The organism is Mesorhizobium sophorae, from assembly GCF_002270415.1.
Classification (GTDB): domain Bacteria; phylum Pseudomonadota; class Alphaproteobacteria; order Rhizobiales; family Rhizobiaceae; genus Mesorhizobium; species Mesorhizobium sophorae.
This window is the reverse complement of sequence record NZ_NNRI01000022.1, coordinates 764,365-785,056: the sequence shown is the minus strand read 5'-3', so window position 1 is coordinate 785,056 and position 20,692 is coordinate 764,365. Positions and strand designations below refer to the sequence as shown.

General features: G+C 62.2%; 21 protein-coding genes and 1 pseudogene. 2 read left to right on the top strand and 20 right to left on the bottom strand.

The genetic code is table 11. The annotated features are described in order from the left end of the window. Positions 1-2: 2 nt before the first annotated feature. The 8 genes from arsK to CGZ66_RS34855 all read right to left on the bottom strand — a co-directional run bounded on the left by arsK (position 3) and on the right by CGZ66_RS34855 (position 5,825). Positions 3-1,244 carry an arsenite efflux MFS transporter ArsK gene (arsK, locus tag CGZ66_RS34890; RefSeq protein WP_095091167.1) on the bottom strand — a complete coding sequence of 414 codons (1,242 nt, stop codon included), beginning with the start codon at positions 1,242-1,244 and terminating at the stop codon, positions 3-5. After that, entirely contained in the window at positions 1,237-2,661 is a 1,425-nt protein-coding gene (locus CGZ66_RS34885; protein WP_095091166.1) for an NAD(P)-binding domain-containing protein, read from the bottom strand. Before CGZ66_RS34885 ends, arsK begins: the two co-directional genes overlap by 8 nt. Before the next feature lie 44 nt (positions 2,662-2,705). Next, a complete protein-coding gene (locus CGZ66_RS34880) occupies positions 2,706-3,026 on the bottom strand; it encodes an ArsR/SmtB family transcription factor (RefSeq protein WP_095091165.1) in 321 nt (106 codons plus the stop codon). A gap of 63 nt (positions 3,027-3,089) precedes the next feature. Further along, a complete protein-coding gene (arsC, locus tag CGZ66_RS34875; RefSeq protein WP_095091164.1) occupies positions 3,090-3,512 on the bottom strand; it encodes an arsenate reductase (glutaredoxin) in 423 nt (140 codons plus the stop codon). Further along, complete coding sequence (locus CGZ66_RS34870) at positions 3,509-4,198, bottom strand: aquaporin (protein WP_245331390.1); 690 nt, start codon at positions 4,196-4,198, stop codon at positions 3,509-3,511. The genes arsC and CGZ66_RS34870 overlap by 4 nt, the downstream gene beginning before the upstream one ends. A 64-nt stretch (positions 4,199-4,262) precedes the next feature. Continuing rightward, complete coding sequence (locus CGZ66_RS34865; protein ID WP_095091162.1) at positions 4,263-4,595, bottom strand: ArsR/SmtB family transcription factor; 333 nt, start codon at positions 4,593-4,595, stop codon at positions 4,263-4,265. Positions 4,596-4,704: 109 nt separating this feature from the next. After that, the gene (locus tag CGZ66_RS34860) at positions 4,705-5,403 is read right to left on the bottom strand and encodes an RES family NAD+ phosphorylase (RefSeq protein WP_095091161.1); all 699 of its coding nucleotides are present in this window, start codon (positions 5,401-5,403) and stop codon (positions 4,705-4,707) included. Beyond that, complete coding sequence (locus CGZ66_RS34855; protein WP_095091160.1) at positions 5,397-5,825, bottom strand: MbcA/ParS/Xre antitoxin family protein; 429 nt, start codon at positions 5,823-5,825, stop codon at positions 5,397-5,399. Before CGZ66_RS34855 ends, CGZ66_RS34860 begins: the two co-directional genes overlap by 7 nt. Before the next feature lie 64 nt (positions 5,826-5,889). Between CGZ66_RS34855 and CGZ66_RS34850 the strand changes: the two genes are divergently transcribed. Beyond that, entirely contained in the window at positions 5,890-6,417 is a 528-nt protein-coding gene (locus tag CGZ66_RS34850) for a hypothetical protein (protein WP_095091159.1), read from the top strand. An 818-nt stretch (positions 6,418-7,235) separates the two neighbouring features. Here CGZ66_RS34850 and CGZ66_RS34840 read toward each other — a convergent pair. From CGZ66_RS34840 to CGZ66_RS34820, 5 genes are all read right to left on the bottom strand, one after another. Continuing rightward, positions 7,236-8,669: an aldehyde dehydrogenase family protein gene (locus CGZ66_RS34840; protein ID WP_095091157.1), complete on the bottom strand. Its 1,434-nt coding sequence runs from the start codon at positions 8,667-8,669 to the stop codon at positions 7,236-7,238. 392 nt (positions 8,670-9,061) lie between these two features. Then, positions 9,062-9,802, bottom strand: a complete 741-nt coding sequence (locus CGZ66_RS34835; RefSeq protein WP_095091156.1) for an SDR family oxidoreductase — start codon at positions 9,800-9,802, stop codon at positions 9,062-9,064. A gap of 17 nt (positions 9,803-9,819) precedes the next feature. Next, positions 9,820-10,809 (bottom strand): aldo/keto reductase, encoded by a 990-nt coding sequence (locus CGZ66_RS34830; protein ID WP_095091155.1) that lies wholly within the window; start codon positions 10,807-10,809, stop codon positions 9,820-9,822. 12 nt (positions 10,810-10,821) lie between these two features. Next, entirely contained in the window at positions 10,822-11,193 is a 372-nt protein-coding gene (locus CGZ66_RS34825; RefSeq protein WP_095091154.1) for a DUF2255 family protein, read from the bottom strand. Between the two features lie 3 nt (positions 11,194-11,196). Continuing rightward, positions 11,197-11,592 carry a (R)-mandelonitrile lyase gene (locus CGZ66_RS34820; protein WP_095091153.1) on the bottom strand — a complete coding sequence of 132 codons (396 nt, stop codon included), beginning with the start codon at positions 11,590-11,592 and terminating at the stop codon, positions 11,197-11,199. Between the two features lie 153 nt (positions 11,593-11,745). Between CGZ66_RS34820 and CGZ66_RS34815 the strand changes: the two are divergent. Beyond that, positions 11,746-12,640, top strand: a pseudogene (locus CGZ66_RS34815) (LysR family transcriptional regulator). Positions 12,641-12,752: 112 nt separating this feature from the next. Here the strand turns inward: CGZ66_RS34815 and CGZ66_RS34810 are convergent. The 7 genes from CGZ66_RS34810 to CGZ66_RS34780 form a co-directional block, all read right to left on the bottom strand. Further along, entirely contained in the window at positions 12,753-13,355 is a 603-nt protein-coding gene (locus CGZ66_RS34810) for an ATP-dependent DNA ligase (RefSeq protein WP_095091749.1), read from the bottom strand. Positions 13,356-13,628: 273 nt separating this feature from the next. After that, positions 13,629-13,967 (bottom strand): slr1659 superfamily regulator, encoded by a 339-nt coding sequence (locus CGZ66_RS34805; RefSeq protein WP_095091152.1) that lies wholly within the window; start codon positions 13,965-13,967, stop codon positions 13,629-13,631. Positions 13,968-13,983: 16 nt separating this feature from the next. After that, on the bottom strand, positions 13,984-14,544 hold the full coding sequence (locus CGZ66_RS34800) for a slr1658 superfamily regulator (RefSeq protein WP_206073834.1): 561 nt from the start codon (positions 14,542-14,544) through the stop codon (positions 13,984-13,986). 1 nt (position 14,545) lies between these two features. Beyond that, positions 14,546-16,912 carry a SpoIIE family protein phosphatase gene (locus tag CGZ66_RS34795; protein WP_095091151.1) on the bottom strand — a complete coding sequence of 789 codons (2,367 nt, stop codon included), beginning with the start codon at positions 16,910-16,912 and terminating at the stop codon, positions 14,546-14,548. After that, positions 16,909-18,087: a class I SAM-dependent methyltransferase gene (locus CGZ66_RS34790; protein ID WP_095091150.1), complete on the bottom strand. Its 1,179-nt coding sequence runs from the start codon at positions 18,085-18,087 to the stop codon at positions 16,909-16,911. Before CGZ66_RS34790 ends, CGZ66_RS34795 begins: the two co-directional genes overlap by 4 nt. Continuing rightward, the gene (locus CGZ66_RS34785) at positions 18,084-18,611 is read right to left on the bottom strand and encodes a ubiquinone biosynthesis methyltransferase UbiE (protein ID WP_425352334.1); all 528 of its coding nucleotides are present in this window, start codon (positions 18,609-18,611) and stop codon (positions 18,084-18,086) included. The genes CGZ66_RS34790 and CGZ66_RS34785 overlap by 4 nt, the downstream gene beginning before the upstream one ends. Before the next feature lie 161 nt (positions 18,612-18,772). Beyond that, the gene (locus tag CGZ66_RS34780; protein WP_095091746.1) at positions 18,773-20,467 is read right to left on the bottom strand and encodes a putative bifunctional diguanylate cyclase/phosphodiesterase; all 1,695 of its coding nucleotides are present in this window, start codon (positions 20,465-20,467) and stop codon (positions 18,773-18,775) included. Positions 20,468-20,692: the final 225 nt, after the last annotated feature.

Here is a 20,692-nt window from a genome sequence, read left to right as displayed (position 1 = left end):
GGCTAGCTCGCCTCTTCCGGGCTGCCGCCAATCGCAAACGCAACCCGGCCGTGGCGCCGTCTCAGCAGCGCGATGGCGAGGAAGGCCATGACGCCGCTCGCGGCGACGACCACCAGCACCCACAGCGAATTGGCGACGGATGTCCGCGCCATCATGAAGGCGAGCGCGAACGGCGCGAAGGCCGAGGTGAACTGGCGAGCGGCACTCGCCCATCCCAGCCGCGCGCCATAGCCTTGGCGGCCGAAGAGCTCGAGCGGCAAGGTGCCGCCGACGATGCTGGTGAGACCGGAACCGAGGCCGAACAGCAGCACGAACAGGAAAGCGCCGGGCAGCCATGGCGTGGTCAACAGCAGCGTGCACAGCCCGGCTGTGAGCAGCGACGCGGCAATGACGGCGAGATGCGTCTGCTGAAGGCGCCCGCCGAACAGCATGTTGATCAACCGGCTGGCGACCTGCGCCGGCCCGAAGAGGGTCGAAACGAAGAGGCCGGCCGTGCCGAGCCCAAGTGCCGCCGTCAGGGGCACCATGTGGATGAGGATCGCCGACAGCACGAAGCCCTCGGAGGCGAAGCCCGCCAGCATCAGCAGGAACACGGCCTGCCCGCGTCGCGGATCGAGTGCCGCGCCCGCTTCATGGGCCGGCTCGCGTTCTTGCGGCGCGTTCGTCGCGTGACGGCGCGACAGGCGCATCAGCCAGGCGTGGATCGGCAGGCAGAGTCCGAGATTGAGCGCCGCGAACAGCAGATAGACCTCGCGCCATGTCAAATGCGCATGCAGCGCCGAGGTCAGCGGCCAGAACAGGGTCGAGGCGAACCCTGCGATGAGCGTCAGGTGGGTGATGCTGCGTTGCGGCCGGGTAACCCCGATCTGCACGATCGCCACGAAGGCGGCGCTGTAGAGGACGAAACTGGAGGCCAGCTCCATCGCCAGCAAGGCCAGAACAAAGGTCACGCGGCCGGACGAGACGGCGCACAGCGCCAGCGCGACGGCTGCCGCGACCGAGCCGATGGTCATGATGCGCCCTGCGCCGAAGCGGTCGGCCCAGCGCCCGGCCGTGGGCGCGAACAGGCTGCCGGCAAACAGCGAGGCGAACAGCGCGCCGAACACCCACCCTTCCGTGAGGCCGAACTCCCTGGCCATCGCCGGCGCCAGGATCGAAAAGCTGTAATAGAGCGTGCCGTAGCCGATGATCTGCGTCAGCCCGAGCGCCCATATCGCCTTGCGCAGGACAGACCGGTCAAGCATCGACGCCCACGGCTTCCGTCGCCTTGGCGCCAACCGATGGACCCGTTGCGCAGCCGCAGCCCGACGCACCCTTTGCCTTGGCGTCCGCATCCTCGACGCAGCAGGCATCGACATTGGCGGGCGCGGGCCCGCCGCAACAACCAGCACTGTCCGATCCCGTCACGACATCGGCGCTGCACACGCCGGTCTCCGGCAGCACCAGCCGCACCTCGCGCGCCGCGACATGGTCTCCGGCAATGTCGGCGACCACCGAGCGAACCTGCTCGTAGCCGGTCGCCATAAGGAAGGTCGGGGCGCGGCCGTAGGATTTCGAGCCGACGATGGTGAAGCCGGGTTCGGGATGGGCAAGTTCCCGGATGCCATGCGCGGGAACCGTACCGCACGAGTGGAAATTCGGATCGATCAGCGGCGCCAGCGCCGGCGGCGCTTCGACGGCGGGATCGAGCGCGAGGCGGATTTCGCCGAGGAACGACAGGTCGGGCCTGAAGCCCGTGGTGACGACGATGCAATCGACGGAAAGGCTGAATGGCTTGCCGGCCAGGCTGGCGTCGACGGCAAGCCCCTCGCCTTGCATCTCGATGCGGTTGACGGCGAAAGCCGCCAGCATGTTCAGCCTTCCAACCGCCATCGCCTGCTTGGCGGCGAGGCCAAGCGCGCCACGTTCGGGCAATTGGTCGTTCAGCCCGCCGCCAAGCAGCCGGTCGACGCTGGCGTGACGCAGCGCCCAGAAAATCTCGGTGCCAGGCGCTGCGTCCTGCAACTCCATGAGCGCCAGGGCGACGTTGATCGCCGAATGCCCGCCGCCAATGACGAGGACACGCTTGTCCGCATAGCTGTCCCTGGCCTTGCCGACCACGTCGGGAATGCCATAGGCAATGCGCTCGCAAGCCGCGCCTTCGCCGGCAACCGGCAGCCCGTCGACGCCGATGGGGTTTGGCCGCGACCATGTTCCGGACGCGTCGATGACGGCGCGCGCGAGAACGCGGTGCTCGCCGTCCGCATCGCGGTAACGGATGACGAAGGGAGCGTCCTTGCGACCGTCATTGGCAACCTTGTCATGTCCCTGGCGGGTGATCGCGGTGACCTCGGCTCCTAGCTTCAAATTGGCGGCGATGCCGGCAAGTGCGGCAAGCGGCGCCAGATAATCGCGCACGATCTCGCCCCCGGTCGGCAGGCCTCGCATGTCCGGCGCCGTCCAGCCGGAGCGGTCGAGCAGCGCCCGCGCCGCCGCGTCGATATTGTATTGCCATGGCGAGAACACCCGCACATGGCCCCATTCGAGCAGTGCAGCGCCAACGCTTTCGCCACGTTCGAGGATCAGCGGGCGGATGCCGCGTTCGACCAGATGCGCGGCGGCGGCGAGGCCGACAGGGCCTGCGCCGATCACCGCGACGGGAAGGTTTGCCATCATGTCCATATATTCGATCCTTCCGGTATCTTCGAATTACAAAGCGAAAAAAATCAGGCCAGCGCTTTGCCGACGGCAGGCGCGCAGGCGGCATCCGCGCAGCACTCGTCGGCGAGATAGCCGATCAGCGCATTCATGCCCGGATAGTTGGCGCGGCAGATCAGCGTCGTCGCTTGCCGCTCCTGCGTCACAAGGCCGGTGTCGACCAGCCGCTTGAGATGATGCGACAGCGTCGAGGACGGAATATCGAGCTTGCCCTGGACGCTGCCGACGGCAAGCCCGTCGTCACCGGCGCGCACGAGGATGCGGTAGAGCTGAAGCCGCGTCGGATTGCCGAGCGCTTCGAGCTGGGCGGCTGCTTTTTCGAGTTTCATAGAAATAAGCTACGCGGCGCCTGTCGAGACGTCAACCCAATTTCGATAGATATGGAAATAGCATCAGCCGACCCGCTTGCCAGAGGCGTCGATGACCACCTCGCCATCCTCCTTGGTGAACGCGCCGACCTCCGGATTGGGCAGGATGTCCAGCACCTTTTCCGACGGCCGGGCCAGCACCACGCCGAGCGGGCTCACCACGATCGGCCGGTTGATCAGGATCGGATGCGCCAGCATAAAATCGAGGATCTCGTCGTCGGACCACTTCGGGTCGGCAAGGCCGAGTTCGGCGTAGGGCGTGCCCTTCTCGCGCAGCAGCTCTCGCAGTGTCATGCCCATGGAGGCGATCAACTCGACCAGCCTTTGCCGTGACGGCGGCGTCTTCAGATACTCGATCACCTCTGGTTCCTCGCCCGACTGCCGGATGATCGCCAGCGTGTTGCGCGAGGTGCCGCAATCGGGATTGTGATAGATCGTGATGGTCATTTCGCGGCCTGCATCTGTCTGATTGGTTTCGGTTCGGCAAGCAGCCAGCCCGCCAGGGCCATGGCCAGCAGCGCGCCCAGCAATTCGGCTGATATGAAACCCGGCAGGTCGACCGGGCGGATGCCGGAAAACGTGTCCGACAAGGCACGGGCGATGGCGACGGCCGGATTGGCGAATGAGGTCGAGGCCGTGAACCAGTAGGCGGCCGTTATGTAAAGCCCGACCAGCCAGGGGATCGCGTCGGAACGGAAGCGCAGGCCTGCCAGGATAGTGAAGACGAGGCCGAAAGCTGCGACTACCTCGGCGAGCCATTGCCCGGCTCCGGTCCGCACCGTCACCGAGGCCTGCAGGATCGGCAGTTCGAACATGGCGTGCGCCAGGAATGTCCCGGCGATGCCGCCGACGATTTGGGCGACGACATAGGCGAGCGCCGGCCTCGCGTCGATTTCGCGACGGAGCGCGAACACCAGCGTGACCACCGGATTGAAATGCGCTCCTGAAACCGGCCCGAGCATCGTGATCAGCACGACAAGGATCGCTCCCGTCGGCAGCGTGTTGCCGAGCAGCGAAATGGCAATGTCGTTAGTCAGCCGGGATGCCATGATGCCGGAGCCGACCACGGTCGCGACCAGCAGCGCGGTTCCCAGCGCTTCGGCAACGCAGCGGCGTGGCAGGTCGTTCGCCACGTTCAGCCGGCCTTCGGCAGGGTGCGGGCGATCTCGTACAGCCACTTCGCTCATCGGCGTGCTCCTAGCAGTCACAGGTCACGGCATTGATGACGGGACGGCAGAGTTCCGGCGCGCCGTTGCAGCAATCTTCCATCAGATAGGCCAGGAGGTCTCGAAACCCGGTCATGTCGGCGACGTAGCGCACGATCCGGCCATCGCGTTGGGGGTGGATCAGCCCGGCATGGGCGAGCACCTTCAGATGCGCCGACATGGTGTTCTGGACCGTATCCAGCCTTGTGGCGATCTCGCCCGCCGGAATGCCTTCCGGACCGGCGCGGACGAGCAGCCGGAAAACATCCAGCCGCGTCTCCTGGCCAAGGGCCGCCAGCGCGTTCAACGTGCCTTTTTTATCCATATATCCGAATCCTTGGATTTATGGATATCGACTTTACTGCGACCTGTAAAGCGGGATCCGGGGCGGTTGCAACCAAGCTCACCGCGGATGCAATTCGCTCTCGCCAGCCTCAGGTGACAGCCAGCACCTTGCCCGTATCGTGCTCGCGCACGTAATCCACGCGGGCGCCGTCCCAGTGATAGCTGTAATGCCGGCCCTGCACCGGAATGGTGATGGCGTCCGGCCAGAAGATGCCGATGCAGCCGCCGCCCGGCATGCGCACGCTGTTCCACACCAGCCCGTCGCTGCCGGTTTCCCGCAGCGCCCGCCCCTCGGCCTGCGAGGCGGTATAGTCGTCGGGATCGAGCACGCCGGGCACCGCGTTCACGTCGTCGAGGTCGCGGTCGACGCTGCCGACCAGCACGCGGAAATCCGCCGTCCAGCCCGGATCCTCGTTGGTGGCGCGCATGAATTTCTGATGGTGGTGAATGGTCTCGGCGAGCGCCACCTCTTCGCTGTCGCCGGCATAATAGATCCCGTAGCTGCCATCCGAGAACCGACCGGGCCGCAGGGTCGAGCAATGCACGAAGGGCGCCATCACGAAGCTGGCGCCAGGGCCGGAAACCCGCCTTGTGGCCGCCACCTTGCCAAGGTCGCCGATCTCGAGCCTGATGCGCGGGTTGGTCTTCTCCTCGACCGCGGCCAGCGCCTCCCAGTCACGCGGGTCGGCAATGTCCTCGAAGAGGTCGATGGGCGGATGGATGGAGCGGATGATGCGGAAGGTCTGGTGCCAGTGGACGCGGCGCCGAACCGCGAGCCCACTCACCATGCACCACGCTCCGCATCGAGCCATTCGCGCATCGCGGCAAGGTCGGAGAGTTCGCCGCGCAGCATCAGGTCGAGCGCCGACTGGCCGCCGAAAGTGGCATTGGGCTTGCGGATCCAGGCATAGCCGCGCGCCGGCTCCGTAAAGAGATAGCGCAGGCCTTTGTGGATGCCCATCAGATGCGCCATGCGGGTGCGCAGGTCGCGGTCGATCCTGCCGATGCCGCCCTCCTTCCAGCGTGCCCCAGTCTTCCAACGTGCCCATGTGCGCGCCGACATGCCGCCGAGTAGGATGCAGGCCTCCAGGTCGGTGAGGTTCCAGGCCTTGAACAGGTTGACGGTGGTGCGCGCCAGCGCGCCCGCCTCTTCATTCGAAATGGCGCTTCCAACCGTGGCCGGCGTGGTGACTATGGGCTGAAGTTGCACTTTTGCGTCCTCGCTATTGGCAGATATATAGCATGAATTTGCCAATTGGCAAGAAACAGATCCAATGGTGGATCAGACGCATTCCGCGAAGCCCCATCAGCGCTCAGTCAAAAGCCTGGGCCGCGCGCAATCAGGTTTTTGGAACAGTCGAGACGCGAGCCAGGATTTCACACCGCTCCAATGCATAATTCCAAGCGGAGAAAGGCGGATCAACCCGCAGCCCCGGCGGTGTCTTTATGAACGGATCCGAGCCAAACAAACTGTATTTCTCAAACAGCTCTTCGGCAGTCGCTCCGGGTTTGAAAGCATCTTCCAGTTCGCTGTCGACTATGGCGCGGCACCGCTCCACCGCCCCATCGTAGGTTGGAAATTTTCCGTCGAGGTAACGGTGGCTCTCATCGCGATAATGAAAATGATCGTCGACAAAAACCTGGTAGTGGCTCTCGTCGGTCTCTTGTCCTTCCAGCTTTGGCTGGGAACTCCCCATACTCAAGGCTCGAATCCTCCCGCTGCCTGCAATCCAGCCTATCACCAGTCGCTTTCGGCGAGCAACGAAGCCATGTCGCCGATGGTGTTTCAGTTTGAAATCTAGACGTAATCCCATAAACGCACGCGTCGAAGTTCGCAGGTCAGCGCACTTTTAGTACACTGCCATCTTTGTAGATTAGCGAGGCTTGACGATTGGCTGCCATGTGAGTGCGTGCGAACTTGCGACAGCGCTCATCCGTGTTTATTTGGCGTTCGACCCAACGTCGCCAGTCAGGATATGACAAGGCAATGCGTTCCGCTTCGAGGAGGCTTACGCCGTGCCTAGAGCGAAGCTCTTTGATGTGAATTATCCAACGATCTCGATCTGCCATGGACGATCTTACTGTTTCTTGTAGGGACCGCGTTTGCCCGGCTTCGGCGCAACGGCGTCCATCTTCTCGCAAAGATCGTCCATGTCGATCCCTCCCATGCTTTGCTCTAAGCATATAGGAGAGTTCGACAGGAAACGGGTGGCGGCACTAATGCCAAACGGCCAGACTCCCGACATACCACGGGAGAATTACCGATGTTTGGAATGTTGTCGTTCCATGAAATTGCAGCAAGACGCGGTGACGGTCTTCGCCCAGAGTTTTTCAGGTTACTTCCTCAACAGTCCCTTCGTGAAGTCCTGACACTCATCCAAGGTGGGCTAGCTGAAACCAATCAATCGTCGCCTTCCGATACGGGCCGCGAACGGTCGGTTTCTCAGCTTCTTTCGCCTCGACAAGCGCAACGAAGTCGCTGACCTTCCAAGCTTGCTGGTAACGCGGGCGGCCATTGCCGGGGTCATGCGCAGCGAAGCATGCGCGGCCAACTGTGCGGACCGCGCCCCTGAATTGCAGGACGGGCCGGCATTGCCGCCGGCCCGGAACTGCGTCGTGCCTACTCCGCCGCCTCGTAGCCGGCGATGCCCTTGATCTCGAGGAAATCCTCAAGACCGTATTCGGCATATTCGCGGCCGTTGCCCGACTGCTTGTAGCCGCCGAACGGCAGGCCGGCGTCCCAGGTCGGATAGTTGATATAGACATTGCCGGTGCGCATGCGCGCCGCCACTTCGCGCGCTTTCTTCATGTCCTTGGCCTGGATGTAGGAGGCAAGGCCGTAGACCGTGTCGTTGGCGGTTTCGATCACCTCCTCGACGCGGTCATAGGGCATGATCGCCAGCACCGGTCCGAAGACCTCCTCGCGCGCGATCCGCATGTCGTGGGTGACATCGGCGAACACGGTCGGCCGGACATAGTAGCCGCGGTTGAGTTCGGCGGGACGGCCCGGGCCGCCGGCGACCAGCGTCGCACCTTCTTCGATGCCGCTCTGGATCAGCTCCTGGATCTTGTCGAACTGGACCTGGCTGACGACCGGGCCAAGCTTGGTGCCGGCCGCATCGGCGGGGCCGACAGTGAACTTTTCAGCCGCTGCCTTGGCATAGCCGGCAGCCTCGTCATGGCGGTCGCGCGGCACGAACATGCGCGTCGGCGCATTGCAGGACTGGCCGCTGTTGCCGAAGCAGCCGGCGACGCCCTTGGTGACGGCCTTTGCGAGGTCGACATCGCCAAACAGGATGTTGGCCGACTTGCCGCCGAGCTCCTGATGCACGCGCTTGACCGTATCGGCGGCGGCCTTGGCCACCAGGATGCCGGCGCGGGTCGAACCGGTGAACGACATCATGTCGATGTCGGGGTGGCTGGACAGCGCCTGGCCGACGCCCGGTCCATCGCCATTGACGAGGTTGAAGACGCCCTTCGGCACGCCGGCCTCGTCCAAGATTTCGGCAAAGATGATGCCGTCGAGCGGCGCGATCTCGGACGGCTTCAGCACCATGGTGCAGCCGGCGGCAAGGGCCGGACCGACCTTGCAGGTGATCTGGTTCAGCGGCCAGTTCCACGGCGTGATCAGGCCGACGACGCCGATCGGCTCCTTGACCACCAGCGAGCTGCCCTTGACATGGCGGAACTCGAACGACTTCAGCACGTCGGCCATCTTCTGCAGATGTGCGAGGCCGACGCCGACCTGGCTGTCGAGCGCGAACTGGCGCGGCGCGCCCATCTCGCGCGACACGGCGAGCGCCAGATCGGCGCTGCGTTTCTTGTAGACCTCGATGATGCGGTTCAAGAGCTCGAGCCGCTCGCCGACTTCGGTGAAGCCAAAAGTGCTGAAGGCGCGCTTGGCGGCGGCCACCGCCTTGTCGACATCGGCCTTGGAGCCGAGCGAGATCTGCGCGAAGGCATCCTCGTTCGACGGATCGATGACGTCGAATGTGTTGGGCACAACAGGATCGACCCACGCGCCATCGATATAGAACTGCAGATTGTGTGACATGGTTTTCTCCTTGGGGTGCGCCGCATGGCTTCGCCGGCCGTCATATGTGGCTGGAGATAACGATGCACAAACGCCGCTGTCAAACGCAACCCCCGAAGTGGTTGAGCCAGCGCGCCAGTCGTTGAGCCAGAGCTGTTGGGCCAGCATACGATGTGCCTTCGTCGTCCTGGCGAAGACCGTCGAGTTCCTTCGCGCCCCCCTCTGTCCTGCCGGACATCTCCTCCGATGGGGGGAGATTGGCAGTCACTGCGGCCTTCGCCAATCTTCGACGTTGCAGGAATAGGGCCGGCGCCCGAACTGCCAATCTCCCTCCTTGTGGGGGAGATGTCCGGCAGGACAGAGGGGGGCGCCACAGAGCGCTACCTTTGAGCCGTTCACGCTCTTCGCCCGGGTCAATACTCCTGCGCCGTCGGCCGAAACAGGATCTCGTTGATGTCGACCTCGTTCGGCTGGCTCATGGCGAACACCACTGTCCTGGCGAAGGAATCGGCCGGGATGGCCACCCGGTCGTAGAGCGCGCGCACGCCTTCGGCGACATCGGGCTCGGTGACGCTGTCCGGCAATTCCGTCGCCACGGCGCCCGGCGAGATGATTGTGGTGCGGATGTTGTAGGGCTTTACCTCCTGGCGCAGGCCCTCCGAGATGACGCGCACCGCATGTTTGGTCGCGGCATAGACGGCGCCGCCCGGCCCCACCTTGTGGCCGGCGACCGACGACACGTTGATGATATGGCCGCTCTTCTGCGTCTTCATGTGAGGCAGTGCCGCGGCAATGCCGTAGAGCACGCCCTTGATGTTGACGTCGATCATCCGGTCCCAGTCCTCGACCTTGCCGCGTTCCAGCGGCGAGTGCGGCATCAGGCCCGCATTGTTGATGATGACGTCGACGCGGCCATGGACCTTCACCGCATGGTCGACCAGACGCCGGACCTGGCCGACATCCGTCACGTCGGTCGAAAGGATGGCGTCCTGGCTGAGCTTCAGCCCTTCGGCGAGTGCCTGCAGCCGGTCGAGGCGGCGCGCGCCCAGCACCAGCTTTGCGCCCTCCTTGGCCAGAAGCCGCGCGGCCGCCTCGCCCAAACCGCTGCTGGCGCCGGTGATGACGACGACCTTGCCCTTGATGTTCTCTGTCATGGGATTTTCCTTCCGCTTCAGCGATCGATCCTCGCCGCTTGTTGTGGCGAGTAGCGCTCTCCCTGCACGGCAATCGCCGAGACCGCGTTCTCGATGTCGCGAAGATCGTCCACGCTCAGCACAACGGCGGCCGATCCGATGTTCTCCTCGAGGCGATTGAGCTTAGTCGTGCCGGGGATCGGAACGATCCAAGGCTTGCGAGCCAGCAACCAGGCGAGCGCGACCTGTGCGGGGGTCACCTTCTTCCCGGCTGCGATCTTGACGATCGCATCGACCAGCGCCTGGTTCGCCTTGCGGGCCTCCTCTGCAAAACGCGGAACGGTGTTTCGGAAGTCGCTGCTGTCGAACGTTGTGCTGGCGTCGATGGCGCCGGTGAGGAAGCCCTTGCCCAGCGGGCTGAAGGGCACGAAGCCGATCCCCAGTTCTTCCAGGACCGGCAGGATCGCCTCCTCGGGTTCACGCCACCACAGCGAGTATTCGCTCTGCAATGCCGTGACCGGCTGCACCGCATGCGCGCGACGGATGGTGCGCACGCCCGCTTCCGAGAGGCCGAAATGCTTCACCTTGCCTTGGCTGATCAAGTCCTTCACCGCGCCGGCCACCTCTTCGATAGGCACGACCGGATCGACGCGGTGCTGGTAGAGGAGGTCGATATGGTCGGTCCTAAGCCGCTTTAGCGACGCCTCGACGACCTCGCGAATATGCCCCGGCCGGCTGTCCATGCCGTCGTGTCCGGCTGTACCGGCAATGTCGATGCCGAACTTGGTGGCAATCACCACCTGGTCGCGGATCGGCTGCAGCGCCTCGCCGACGACCTCCTCGTTCTTGAACGGGCCATAGACCTCCGCGGTGTCGAAGAAGGTGACGCCGCGCTCGAACGCGGAGCGGATCAGGCGGACAGCATCCGGCGTGTCCATCGGTTGCCCGTATGAATGGCTCATCCCCATGCAGCCCAGCCCGATGGCCGAGACTTCGAGGCCACCCTGGCCCAGTTTGCGCTTTTGCATCTCAGTTCTCCTTCATGTCTTCGCTAGGATTCTGACGGTCGCGGCGCGGGCGCGCGCACCGATCATCGGGGCGAGGTATGGGCTTGCCGCATATTTCGCCCGGTAGGCATCGTCGATACGGTCGTTGACCGGCCCATCGACTGCTTCGAAGGTGACATCCCTGGTCATGCCGGCGGCGGTGATCCGACCGGCCTTCTGCTTGACCGCAGCCTGGTACCAACGCGACTTCCGGCCGTTGTAGCCGCGCACATAGAGTTCGCCTTCGGTCACCACCGACCAGATCCAGGTCGGCGTGCCAAAGGTCACGCGATCATCGCGCAGCGGCGCGATGTGCAGATCGTCGGTCGCGGCGATCCTGCCGAGTTCGTCCTTCGACCACGTCATTTGTCACCTACCATACTGCGTGTCGCCGACGTGCTCCATCCAGTCGACGGCCTTGCCGTCCAGCGCTTCCTGGATGGCGATGTGGGTCATGGCTGTGGTCGGTGCCGCGCCATGCCAGTGCTTCTCGCCCGGCTCGAAGCGAACAACGTCGCCCGGCCGGATGTCTTCGACCGGGCCGCCCTCGCGCTGCACGCGGCCACAGCCGGCGGTGACGATCAGCGTCTGGCCGAGCGGATGGGTGTGCCAGGCGGTGCGCGCGCCGGGCTCGAAGGTAACGGCGTTGCCGGCCGCACGCGCCGGCGCGATGGCTTGAAACAGCGGATCGATGCGCACCGTGCCGGTGAACCAGTCGCCCGGACCCTTGCCGGAGGCTTGAGAGCCGCTTCGCTTGATATCCATGGTTTTGTCCCTTCTCGATGCGGGCCAGACGCGGCCGCCGGCCTCAGAGCCGGCACCTTTGGGCCGCCCGATTGCGATGATGCCTATTTAGGGCCTGCGATTGATCGCGATTAGCTGCTATATCCGGCATGTACTTATGAGAAGGACTCATGAATGCCGCGCGACAATCTGAACGAGCTGACTGCCTTCCTCGCCGTCGCGCGTGAGCGGAGCTTCACCCGAGCGGCAGCCAGGCTCGGCGTCTCGCAATCGGCGCTCAGCCACACATTGCGGGCGATGGAGGAGCGGCTGGGCGTGCGGCTCCTGACCCGCACAACGCGCAGCGTCTCGCCGACCGAGGCGGGCGAGCGCCTGGCTCGCAGCATCGGGCCGAGGCTCGACGAGATCGAGATGGAACTCGCCGCCTTGAGCGCATTGCGCGAAAAGCCCGCCGGCACCATCCGCATCACCGCCGGCGAGCACGCCGCCGATGCGGTCCTGTGGCCGGCGATCGCCAGGCTGCTGCCCGACTATCCCGACATCAGGATCGAGATCATCGTCGATTACGGCCTGACCGACATCGTCGCCGAAGCGCTACGACGCCGGCGTGCGGCTTGGCGAACAGGTGGCGCGCGACATGATCGCGGTGCGCATCGGCCCCGACATGCGCATGGCGGTGGTCGGCGCGCCGGCCTACTTCGCCGCCCGGCCAAAGCCGCGCGCGCCGCAGGACCTGACCACCCACAATTGCATCAATCTGCGGCTACCGACCTATGGCGGGCTCTATGCCTGGGAATTCGAGAAGGCGGATCGCGAAATGAAGGTGCGGGTCGAGGGCCAGCTGGTGTTCAACACTGCCGCGCCGCGGTTGAATGCCGTGCTTGCCGGCTTGGGTCTTGCCTATTTGCCCGAGGACCAGGTGACGACCGATCTGGCCGACGGCCGGCTGGTGCGGGTGCTGGCCGACTGGTGCCCGCCCTTCCCCGGCTACCACCTCTATTACCCCAGCCGGCGACAGGCGACGCCGGCCTTCTCGCTGCTGGTCGATGCCTTGCGCTATCGCGGCTAGATGGAGTTGACGAAAGTATCTGGTGGAAGACGAGCGGCCGGGCAACGACCTCGGCATGTTCTAACTTATCTCACCCAAAGGTGCGCAGTGGTTTTGGGTGAAGCGCCCCAATTCAGGAACCGGCCTCCTCGAAATATTTGGCCTTCAGCCATGTGTTCGACGGTCCGCTCCTGTAGCGGCTGTCGGTGCGCTTCGAGATGATGATCTCAAGCTTGTCGATGGCGCGGAAGATCGCCAGCGCATTGCCCTCGAAATGCTCGCTGTACTGGATCTTGCCGAGGCCGTGCTCGACCAGTTGCCACAGCGCCTGCTTGCGCTGCAGCAGGGGCAAGGACGTTAGATTGCGACCGTTGAGATGGAGGATGTCGAACGCGACGAACACCAGCCGGCTCGGTTCGTTCCAGATAGCCGCTTCCAGCGCAGGGCAATCGGGAGCCCCCTGCTCGCCCGGCACAATGACCTCGCCGTCGATAATGGCAGACCGGCATGGCAGCTCGGCGGCCAGCGCGATGGGCCAGTATTTCGTGGTCCAGTCTCGGCCGTTCTTGCTGTAGAGACGCACGCCGCCTTTATCGATGATGATCTGCGTTCGGTACCCGTCAAGCTTGACCTCGTGGACCCATCCCTCACCTTCGGGCGGCCGCTCGACCAGAGTCGGGATCTGCGGCGGAATAAATTCCAGCCGGCCGCCGATGACCTTGGCACGCTTACTCAATGACGCCACCTTTGACCGACCAACGGCGGCTGATCGGCACAGGCAGCCCGACATCCTCCCAACCTGGACGCCTGCCGCCTGTGCCGAGCCCCCGCCGAGCATCGCCAGCATCTGCGCACGGGGCCGGATTGTCGTTAGCTTCGCATCCAAAAATTTATCCTGGCGTACATATCGCACGCGGTGCGGCGCTCTTGCACCATCACCGACTGGCCTGTCCTATCCAGGATTGCAGCCAACCCACGCAGTCCCCTGTCAAATTTCGGGCGACCCTGGTTAGTCCATCAAAAGGACCAGGGCGGGATGCAGCTTCTTCAGGTTCGGCAATGATTTCGATTGCCAGGGTATGTCGGGCGTTCCGCGCACGACGAGCCGAACTTCGGGATGCTTGCGCACCTCGATGGTGAATTTCGCCAGCAGGTTGATGCCGGAAGAGTTGAGAAAGTGGAGGTCCTTCAAGTTGAGCGTAATGGACGGGGGATTTGCGGCAAGAACACTGGTCGCCAAAGCCGTGACAGGCGCACCGGCTTCGGAACTTGCAAGCCGCATGGCGCCGTCGAAGAAAATTTCGTTTCCTTCGATCCACACGCGGTAGTCGTCTGTCTTGATTTCCATGGCCTTGCTTCGTGACCTAGTTGTGAGTTTGCGAGATCGGAATGGAGGCATATGTCTCCAGGCAAATCCGATCGGTTTCGTCGACGGAGCTGAATATCCAGGCCAGGCGGGCGCCATAGTCGCTCATCAACGTCAGCAATCCGAGCCCGGAGCCTGTCACGTCGGGGTTGGCAGCATTCGCTTCAATTCGCTGTATCAGCAGGTCTCTGGGGTCCCCAACCGTGATGTCCGCCAGGAGACTTTGGAACTCGGACGCGTCTTCACCATCGAGGTCATTCGACACCTTGAGCTTGAAGCACTCCGAATCCATCGACGCCTCGATCACGATTTCACCCGGGGCGCGAAACTTGACAGCATTTTCGATGAGCTCGTTGGCCAGGTATCCGATGCTGTGCCGCACTTCCCTGTAGTCATTGCGGGATGACTGAAAGCGCAATGCGAAAAGATCGGCGATGAAGTCCGAAGTCGTAGCGCAATGACGCCAGCTCAAGTCGAGAGGTCCGTCGAACAGCCGCACGCGGCTGACGCTTTCCATCATTCCGATTGCAAGGTCAGGGGTACCGAACAGCGTGGTCATCCTATGTGTGCCTTATGATCACGAGGGTGATGTCGTCGTGGATCTTCTGGATTCCGATATGGGCCATCAGATCCTCGATGATCCCGGTTTTGATATCCTCGGCGCTGCTGCCATGACGTTTTCGGGCGCTCTGGCAGAGGCGCTCGAACCCGAACAGTTTTCTGTCATGGTCTTCCGCCTCGGTCACACCGTCGGTGTGCAGCACGATCACATCGCCACTCCCAAACAGGATGTTCCGCGTGGCAATGAACTTCGAGATGTCTTTCTCCAGACCAACTGGCAGACCCAGATCTATCGTATCGATGCGTTCGACTTCGCCACCCGCACGGACAACGAGAACATCCTCATGCTGGCCCGATAGCGTTACCCGCTCATCCTCAAAATCAAGAAAGGCCAGCGACAGATGCTTGTCTGTGTTCGTCCGCTCGATGTTCTTATAGATCGCTCTGTTCAGCCGATCCAGAAACTGGTGTGGATCCGCTTCGTTGGTCTCCTGCAGCGCGCGTGCAACGGATTGGACCATCAGCATCAGCACGCCGCTCTCGAGACCATGACCGGTCACGTCGCCGATGCCGATCTTGACCCGTGATCCGTTCTGCAGGACGTCGTAATAGTCTCCCCCGACCTCGTCGGCCGGTCGCATATAGGCCGCGATCTCCAGCCCTGGAATCGCTCGGAGCTCGAATGGTTTCGGCAGCACCATCATCTGGATATGCCTGGCGACTGCGAGTTCGGCACCGAGGCGGACGTTCTCGTCCCGCAACTTTTCGTTGAGTGCGGATATTTCCTGATTTGCGTCCCCGAGCTCCCTGGTTCGGTCGTCGACGAGCTGCTCGAGGTTTTCCGTGTGAAAGCTGATCTGCTCGGCCATTCGGTTGAAAGCGATCCCTGCCGCTCCGACCTCGTCGCGCGTCGGAATGCTCACGCGGACTGAATAGTCTTTGGACTGGAGCCGCTGGGCCGCGCTGGCAAGCGCCCTGAGACCCGCGGTGATCCGCTTCGAAATCCCGAGCACGGCCGCGAAAACGATCAGAAGCGAAACGATGATCGCGCCGATCTGAAAGAGCAGGATACGATTGGTTGCCCGCGAAATACTCTGTTGCGCGGCGAACAGGGACGCATAGATCTCCCGTTCGGGAACGACGATCCCGACCGACATCGTTTCGGACTTGATCGGGCCCGAACTCCACAGATTGGTCGGCTTCAATCTCTTGAGCACGACGATGTAGGGTACGCGCTCGCCCTTGCTGTCGAGCATGATATGTTGAATGACGCCGTCATTGTTCTGGTCCAGAGGCAGCGACGCGATTGCCGGCTGCACACTTCCCCGCAGGGACCTCTCCAGGCCAGTGACGCCTTGTGTGCCCGCATCGCTCGATGAAGTCAGGCCGATGATAGCCTGGCCCGACGGATTGATCGCCACCACGTTGCCAGTCGACATCGTGAGGAAGCCGAACCCGGTTTCAGCGATCTTCACACGTTCGACGACTTGCGCGAGCTGGTCGAGAGTGATGTCTGCCCCCGCAGTACCGGCGATACCGGTGCGATCGCGCGTCCACAGCGGATGGAAAAAGCTGACGATCAGCTTTCCCGTGATTGCATCGGTGTAAGGCGCTGTCTGGGTAATGTCGTCAGGGACGGGACGAGAGGCCGGATTCCCGGCCCATTGCTGCCATGAACCATAGATACCCGGAAAAAAGAACTCCCAGAACTCCGCCTTGTTGTGACCCGGATAGAGCTTGTCGAAGGTCTGTGCCTGGTCCGTATACGGAACCGTCCTGAAGATCGGCCGTTCCTTTGGGCCAATATAGTACATCTGCAATTTGGACGACCCGCTGGCCATGAGAGTCGGCGCGACGAGATCGATCACGGTACTGTCTTCTATTTCCTTCTGAACGCTCGGCAGCGGGGTGTGGTCGGCACCCAGCAGGTAGCCCCAGACGCTTACCACCGAAGGCGCGCCCGGCAGATTCTGCGCCCAATCGCCCCGCGCGTCGTAGACGACCTTCACGGAGCCTGGCGCCTCATGCGAAAGGGTCGCTCCGACCTGTTGCTGCCTGCTCGGATCGTCGATCTGGGCCTGCAGCACGCCGGCCAGCGCCTTGACGTCGCCATGAACGCGGTCGAGCAGCAGGTCGACGCTCAACGCAGTCGATTGGGCATAGGAACGAATGTATTCCTGGTTTGCGGTCGTCAGGCCCTCGCCGACTTCCGATGTGGCATCGCGCGACAGCTTCTGAACGTTCCAAAGCGCCAGACCACCGCTCAGCAGGAGGTCGAACAAGACGGCGCCGCCAACGACCAATACGAATTTCGCTCGAAAGGAGCGCAGGCCGAAGCGCGGTGTAGGCTCATCGCTGGCGTTCATTGCGGCCGCCGCCCCGATGCGACCCAAATCGGCCAACCCGCATAACCCTTGGGGTGGAGCGCAGCGAAAATGTGGTCCTGGAAGCCCTGCCGGAACCGTGCAACGAACTCCGGTCCGTCGCCGCGTCTGGTCGCCATCTCGCCCGCATAGACATCCGCCCAGGCTACAATGACATCGGCGAAGTCCTGCGGATCACCGTCCAGATTAGTGACCATGAAGGTCTCGACACGTATATCTTCGAATCCGGCTTCGATCAGGTATCGCCGGCTCTTGGGCCCAAGCTCGACGTCCATCTCGAAATACCCGAACAGCTTCGCCACCTCGTTGTAGGTCCAGCGAATGCTCTCGGCGCGCGGCTCGCCGAGGCAATGCGAATTCTTCTCGTTGGTGATATAGACCCGACCGCCTGGCTTGCATATGCGGTAGAGCTCCTTGAGGATGAGTTCTGGTCGATTGAAGATTTGAAGGGAATGCCGGCAGGTGACCAAGTCAAACTGCGCTTCGTCAAGCAGCATCTCCGACGCATCGCCATAGGTATATTCCACGCCCCGGATATCGAACTCCCGCATCACGCGTCGAGCATAGTTGAGGCTTGACATGGAGTGGTCGAGGGCGACGATCCGCGATGGCTCGAACTCCTTCTGCACCAGCAAGGCGAAATCACCGATCCCGCAACAGATGTCGGCCATGACGATCCCGGGCCTCATGCCGTGTCGCGGCAAGATTGCACGCTCGTGGCGCCAGGTCATCTTTGTCTGTGTGCGCAGGATCGGAACGAACCCGCCTTCCTCGAGGAAGCCCTGCCCAGGATAGAATTTACTGTCATACTCCTCGACCGTGATGTTCGGTTCGATTCCGCTCAAGCGACCGAATTTTCGTGAGGTCCATCCGACGACGCTTGACGTGATGACGACGAATTTGAGATCGGGTCGAGCGCGACAGGCGTCAAGGATGATCTGCGAAAAGGCGTGAAACGCGGCGTTGTTCATCTGCGTCAGGCGTCTGACATTGACGTAGAGAACGCCGCGCACACGACTGATCGCATCGCGAAGCAACGCTATGCTGGGCCCAAGCTCATCGATCGCCTGAGGCCGGACCACCCCCGATATGGAGAACTCCTGATTGTTCGCGTCGTATTGCGCCTTGAAGCGTGGGGGAAGGTCGTAAGGGCTCAATGTTGCAGGCCTTCGAGAGGAAGATCCACGACAAGCTTGATTGCATCCCCATCGGCTTCCTCGACCCTGAGTGTGGCGTTGTAGTCGACAGCCAGTTCCAGGAGTACGACCTCCCGGCTTGGCGCGATATCCCCAGACACCGAATTGAGGTACCGCTCCCTGGCCTCGAATCCTGCGACTTGCGACATCGCTTCTTCGTAGAATTGGCGCTCCCCTGGCACGCATGGGAATGTCAGCTCGATCCTGTCCGTGGCGCCATGGCGAGACACCCTGCATGCCAACTCGCCGTCGGCGTGGCGCGTACGAAAGGCAATTTCCAGCAGTTCGTTGAAGGCAGAGGAAAAGAGATTTGAATGCCGGACCGAGTCTGATCTATTTTGACTGATCATCCGGGCCATGTATGTCGACACATAATCGCAGTGTCTCCAAGCGGAGACAAAAGCTTTGATTTCCATGTCGATCTGGATCATGGGCTCAAAAGTCGGCTCGCCAGCCAGGTCATGTTGGACAGGTACCATCGGCATCCTCACTTATTCCATCAGCATTTGAGCCCTGGTGGGGCGATGGCCTCCGAGGCGGAAATTTGACCGTCTCGCAATGAGTCAGTCCCGCACTGACTCGAAGAATTGCGTGGCATCTGCGTCGATCGTTTCGACGACTGTCCACTTACAAAGGGTGCAAGGCGCTAGAGCGCCCGATTTGATTTCTCCATCTCCCGTACCACCTTCGGCGGGGACCGCCTGATGAAATCGCTGGTTGCCTCGGCTCCGAGCGGCCGCCCCAGGAGATTACCTTGCAGGCAATCACAATTTTCCTTGATCAGCCACCGTGCCTGAGCCGACGTCTCCACCCCCTCGGCAGTGACACTTATTCCCAGGCCGTGCGCCAGATTTATGATGGATCGCACGATCGTTTGGCTTTTGAGATCGGCCTCCAGGTCCGCAATGAAGTACTGATCGATCTTCAAGGTGTCGAAGGGAAAGTTCTTAAGGTAGCTCAACGACGAATAGTATGTTCCGAAGTCGTCGAGCGAAATTCGTATTCCCAAGACGTTCAGAGTATTCAACGTATCGATATTGTCGATCGTCTTCTCAAGAAGGACCGTCTCGGTTATCTCAAGTTCTAGTCTGTCGGCCCGGATTCCAACTTCGTCGATAACCTGCGCGACCGTGTCCGTCAGCGTACCGCTAAGGAACTGAGCCGGCGAGAGGTTCACCGCGACTGTCAGCGAAGAAGGCCACTTCAATGCCTGGCGACAGGCTTGCTCGAGCACCCATCGTCCAATCTCATCCATTAGACCGTCGGCTTCGGCGATCGGTATGAACACGCTGGGTGGGATGATTCCGACGTCGGGATGCCGCCACCGCAGCAGCGCTTCGAAACCGATCGTCGACGAGGGAGGCCGAATGAGCGGCTGATACTCCAGATAAAGCTCGCCTCGCTCCAGCGCGGTTCGAAGGCTGCGCCTCAGGTTCTCGCGTTGCTCGAGCAAGAGCAGCATCGAACGGTTGAATGTTCGAGCGCAGCCGCGTCCATCGGTCTTGGCTGCGTAAAGAGCAATGTCAGCGGCTTTCATCAGCTGCTCGCCATCGGTCCCGTGCTCGGGCCCGAAAGCAATTCCGATACTCGAGCCGACGAAGACGGGAATGCCGTTGATGACGAAAGGTTGCTTGAATGCGTCGACCAGCGACCCGGCGAGGCGCTCAGCCTCTGCTGGCTGCTCTTTTCCCAATTGGATTACAGCGAACTCATCGCCGGCATACCGGTACGCGGACTCACCATCCTGCAGCGCGTCGCGGATACGACCCGCCGCGAGCTGAAGAAGTGTATCGCCTGCTCCATGGCCGAGCGTGTCGTTGACCGCTTTAAAATCGTCAAGGTCTATTTGCAGCAGGGCGGTTTTCGGCTTTTGTCCGCCGAGGGCCACCATTGCTTGCTGCAGCCGCTCGCCGAATCGCCGCCGATTCTGCAGTCCGGTCAGCGCGTCGTGCGTTGCCTGATGGAGGAGAATTACATGCTCTTGCTCCTCCGCAACGCTCCGCCCGCCGTGGTCCCTTGATTCGATGATTCCGGCACCATCTGCAGTGCTGAAGACAAAAACCGACCGGGGCGCTCCGCCCGATGATCGCGGCAGGTCGAGGCTTGCCGGAGAGCCACCCTCGAAGACACGAAGAAATTCGTCGCGATACCTCGCATCGAGAAAGCTCGGGTAGATCTCCCAGACGGCGGCGCCCAGCGCCACCGCGGCTCCGTACACGCCTTTGAGCCTTGTTGCGTAGTGCGTCAGGCGGAAGTCGCGGTCATAGAACGACAAAAGTTCGGCCGTGTTCGCCAAAAGGTCGAAGAGAACCCCTTCGCCGGCACGTGGAGCATCGCTCAAGGAAGGCTCCTCACTCTCCCTGCCGACGCCTGATGCCTCTGGGCGCAAGAGCCACCTCCATAAGCGGTGCAGATTCGCGCCCCCCAGTCTAAAAATAGCATAAACGTCAAGCTTGGCAAACTTTCAACTCGCTGTCTTAACAAGCGCCGCATGCAGAATAGTTGCAATAAATGCTCCGCTGTGATTGGCGGCAAATTGTCGATAACGATCAACAGTCACAGTTCG

Excerpts from the sequence above, each read along its gene's own strand:
- CGZ66_RS34835 (WP_095091156.1), bottom strand. The coding sequence starts at position 9,802 with ATGACAGAGAACATCAAGGGCAAGGTCGTCGTCATCACCGGCGCCAGC.
- CGZ66_RS34825 (WP_095091154.1), bottom strand. The coding sequence starts at position 11,193 with ATGACGTGGTCGAAGGACGAACTCGGCAGGATCGCCGCGACCGACGAT.
- CGZ66_RS34850 (WP_095091159.1), top strand. The coding sequence starts at position 5,890 with ATGGTGGATCAGACGCATTCCGCGAAGCCCCATCAGCGCTCAGTCAAA.
- CGZ66_RS34865 (WP_095091162.1), bottom strand. The coding sequence starts at position 4,595 with ATGGATAAAAAAGGCACGTTGAACGCGCTGGCGGCCCTTGGCCAGGAG.
- CGZ66_RS34880 (WP_095091165.1), bottom strand. The coding sequence starts at position 3,026 with ATGAAACTCGAAAAAGCAGCCGCCCAGCTCGAAGCGCTCGGCAATCCG.
- CGZ66_RS34805 (WP_095091152.1), bottom strand. The coding sequence starts at position 13,967 with ATGGAAATCAAGACAGACGACTACCGCGTGTGGATCGAAGGAAACGAA.
- CGZ66_RS34820 (WP_095091153.1), bottom strand. The coding sequence starts at position 11,592 with ATGGATATCAAGCGAAGCGGCTCTCAAGCCTCCGGCAAGGGTCCGGGC.
- CGZ66_RS34785 (WP_425352334.1), bottom strand. The coding sequence starts at position 18,611 with ATGCCGATGGTACCTGTCCAACATGACCTGGCTGGCGAGCCGACTTTT.
- CGZ66_RS34830 (WP_095091155.1), bottom strand. The coding sequence starts at position 10,809 with ATGCAAAAGCGCAAACTGGGCCAGGGTGGCCTCGAAGTCTCGGCCATC.
- CGZ66_RS34885 (WP_095091166.1), bottom strand. The coding sequence starts at position 2,661 with ATGGACATGATGGCAAACCTTCCCGTCGCGGTGATCGGCGCAGGCCCT.
- arsC (WP_095091164.1), bottom strand. The coding sequence starts at position 3,512 with ATGACCATCACGATCTATCACAATCCCGATTGCGGCACCTCGCGCAAC.
- CGZ66_RS34795 (WP_095091151.1), bottom strand. The coding sequence starts at position 16,912 with ATGAACGCCAGCGATGAGCCTACACCGCGCTTCGGCCTGCGCTCCTTT.
- CGZ66_RS34800 (WP_206073834.1), bottom strand. The coding sequence starts at position 14,544 with ATGACCACGCTGTTCGGTACCCCTGACCTTGCAATCGGAATGATGGAA.
- CGZ66_RS34860 (WP_095091161.1), bottom strand. The coding sequence starts at position 5,403 with ATGGTGAGTGGGCTCGCGGTTCGGCGCCGCGTCCACTGGCACCAGACC.
- arsK (WP_095091167.1), bottom strand. The coding sequence starts at position 1,244 with ATGCTTGACCGGTCTGTCCTGCGCAAGGCGATATGGGCGCTCGGGCTG.
- CGZ66_RS34840 (WP_095091157.1), bottom strand. The coding sequence starts at position 8,669 with ATGTCACACAATCTGCAGTTCTATATCGATGGCGCGTGGGTCGATCCT.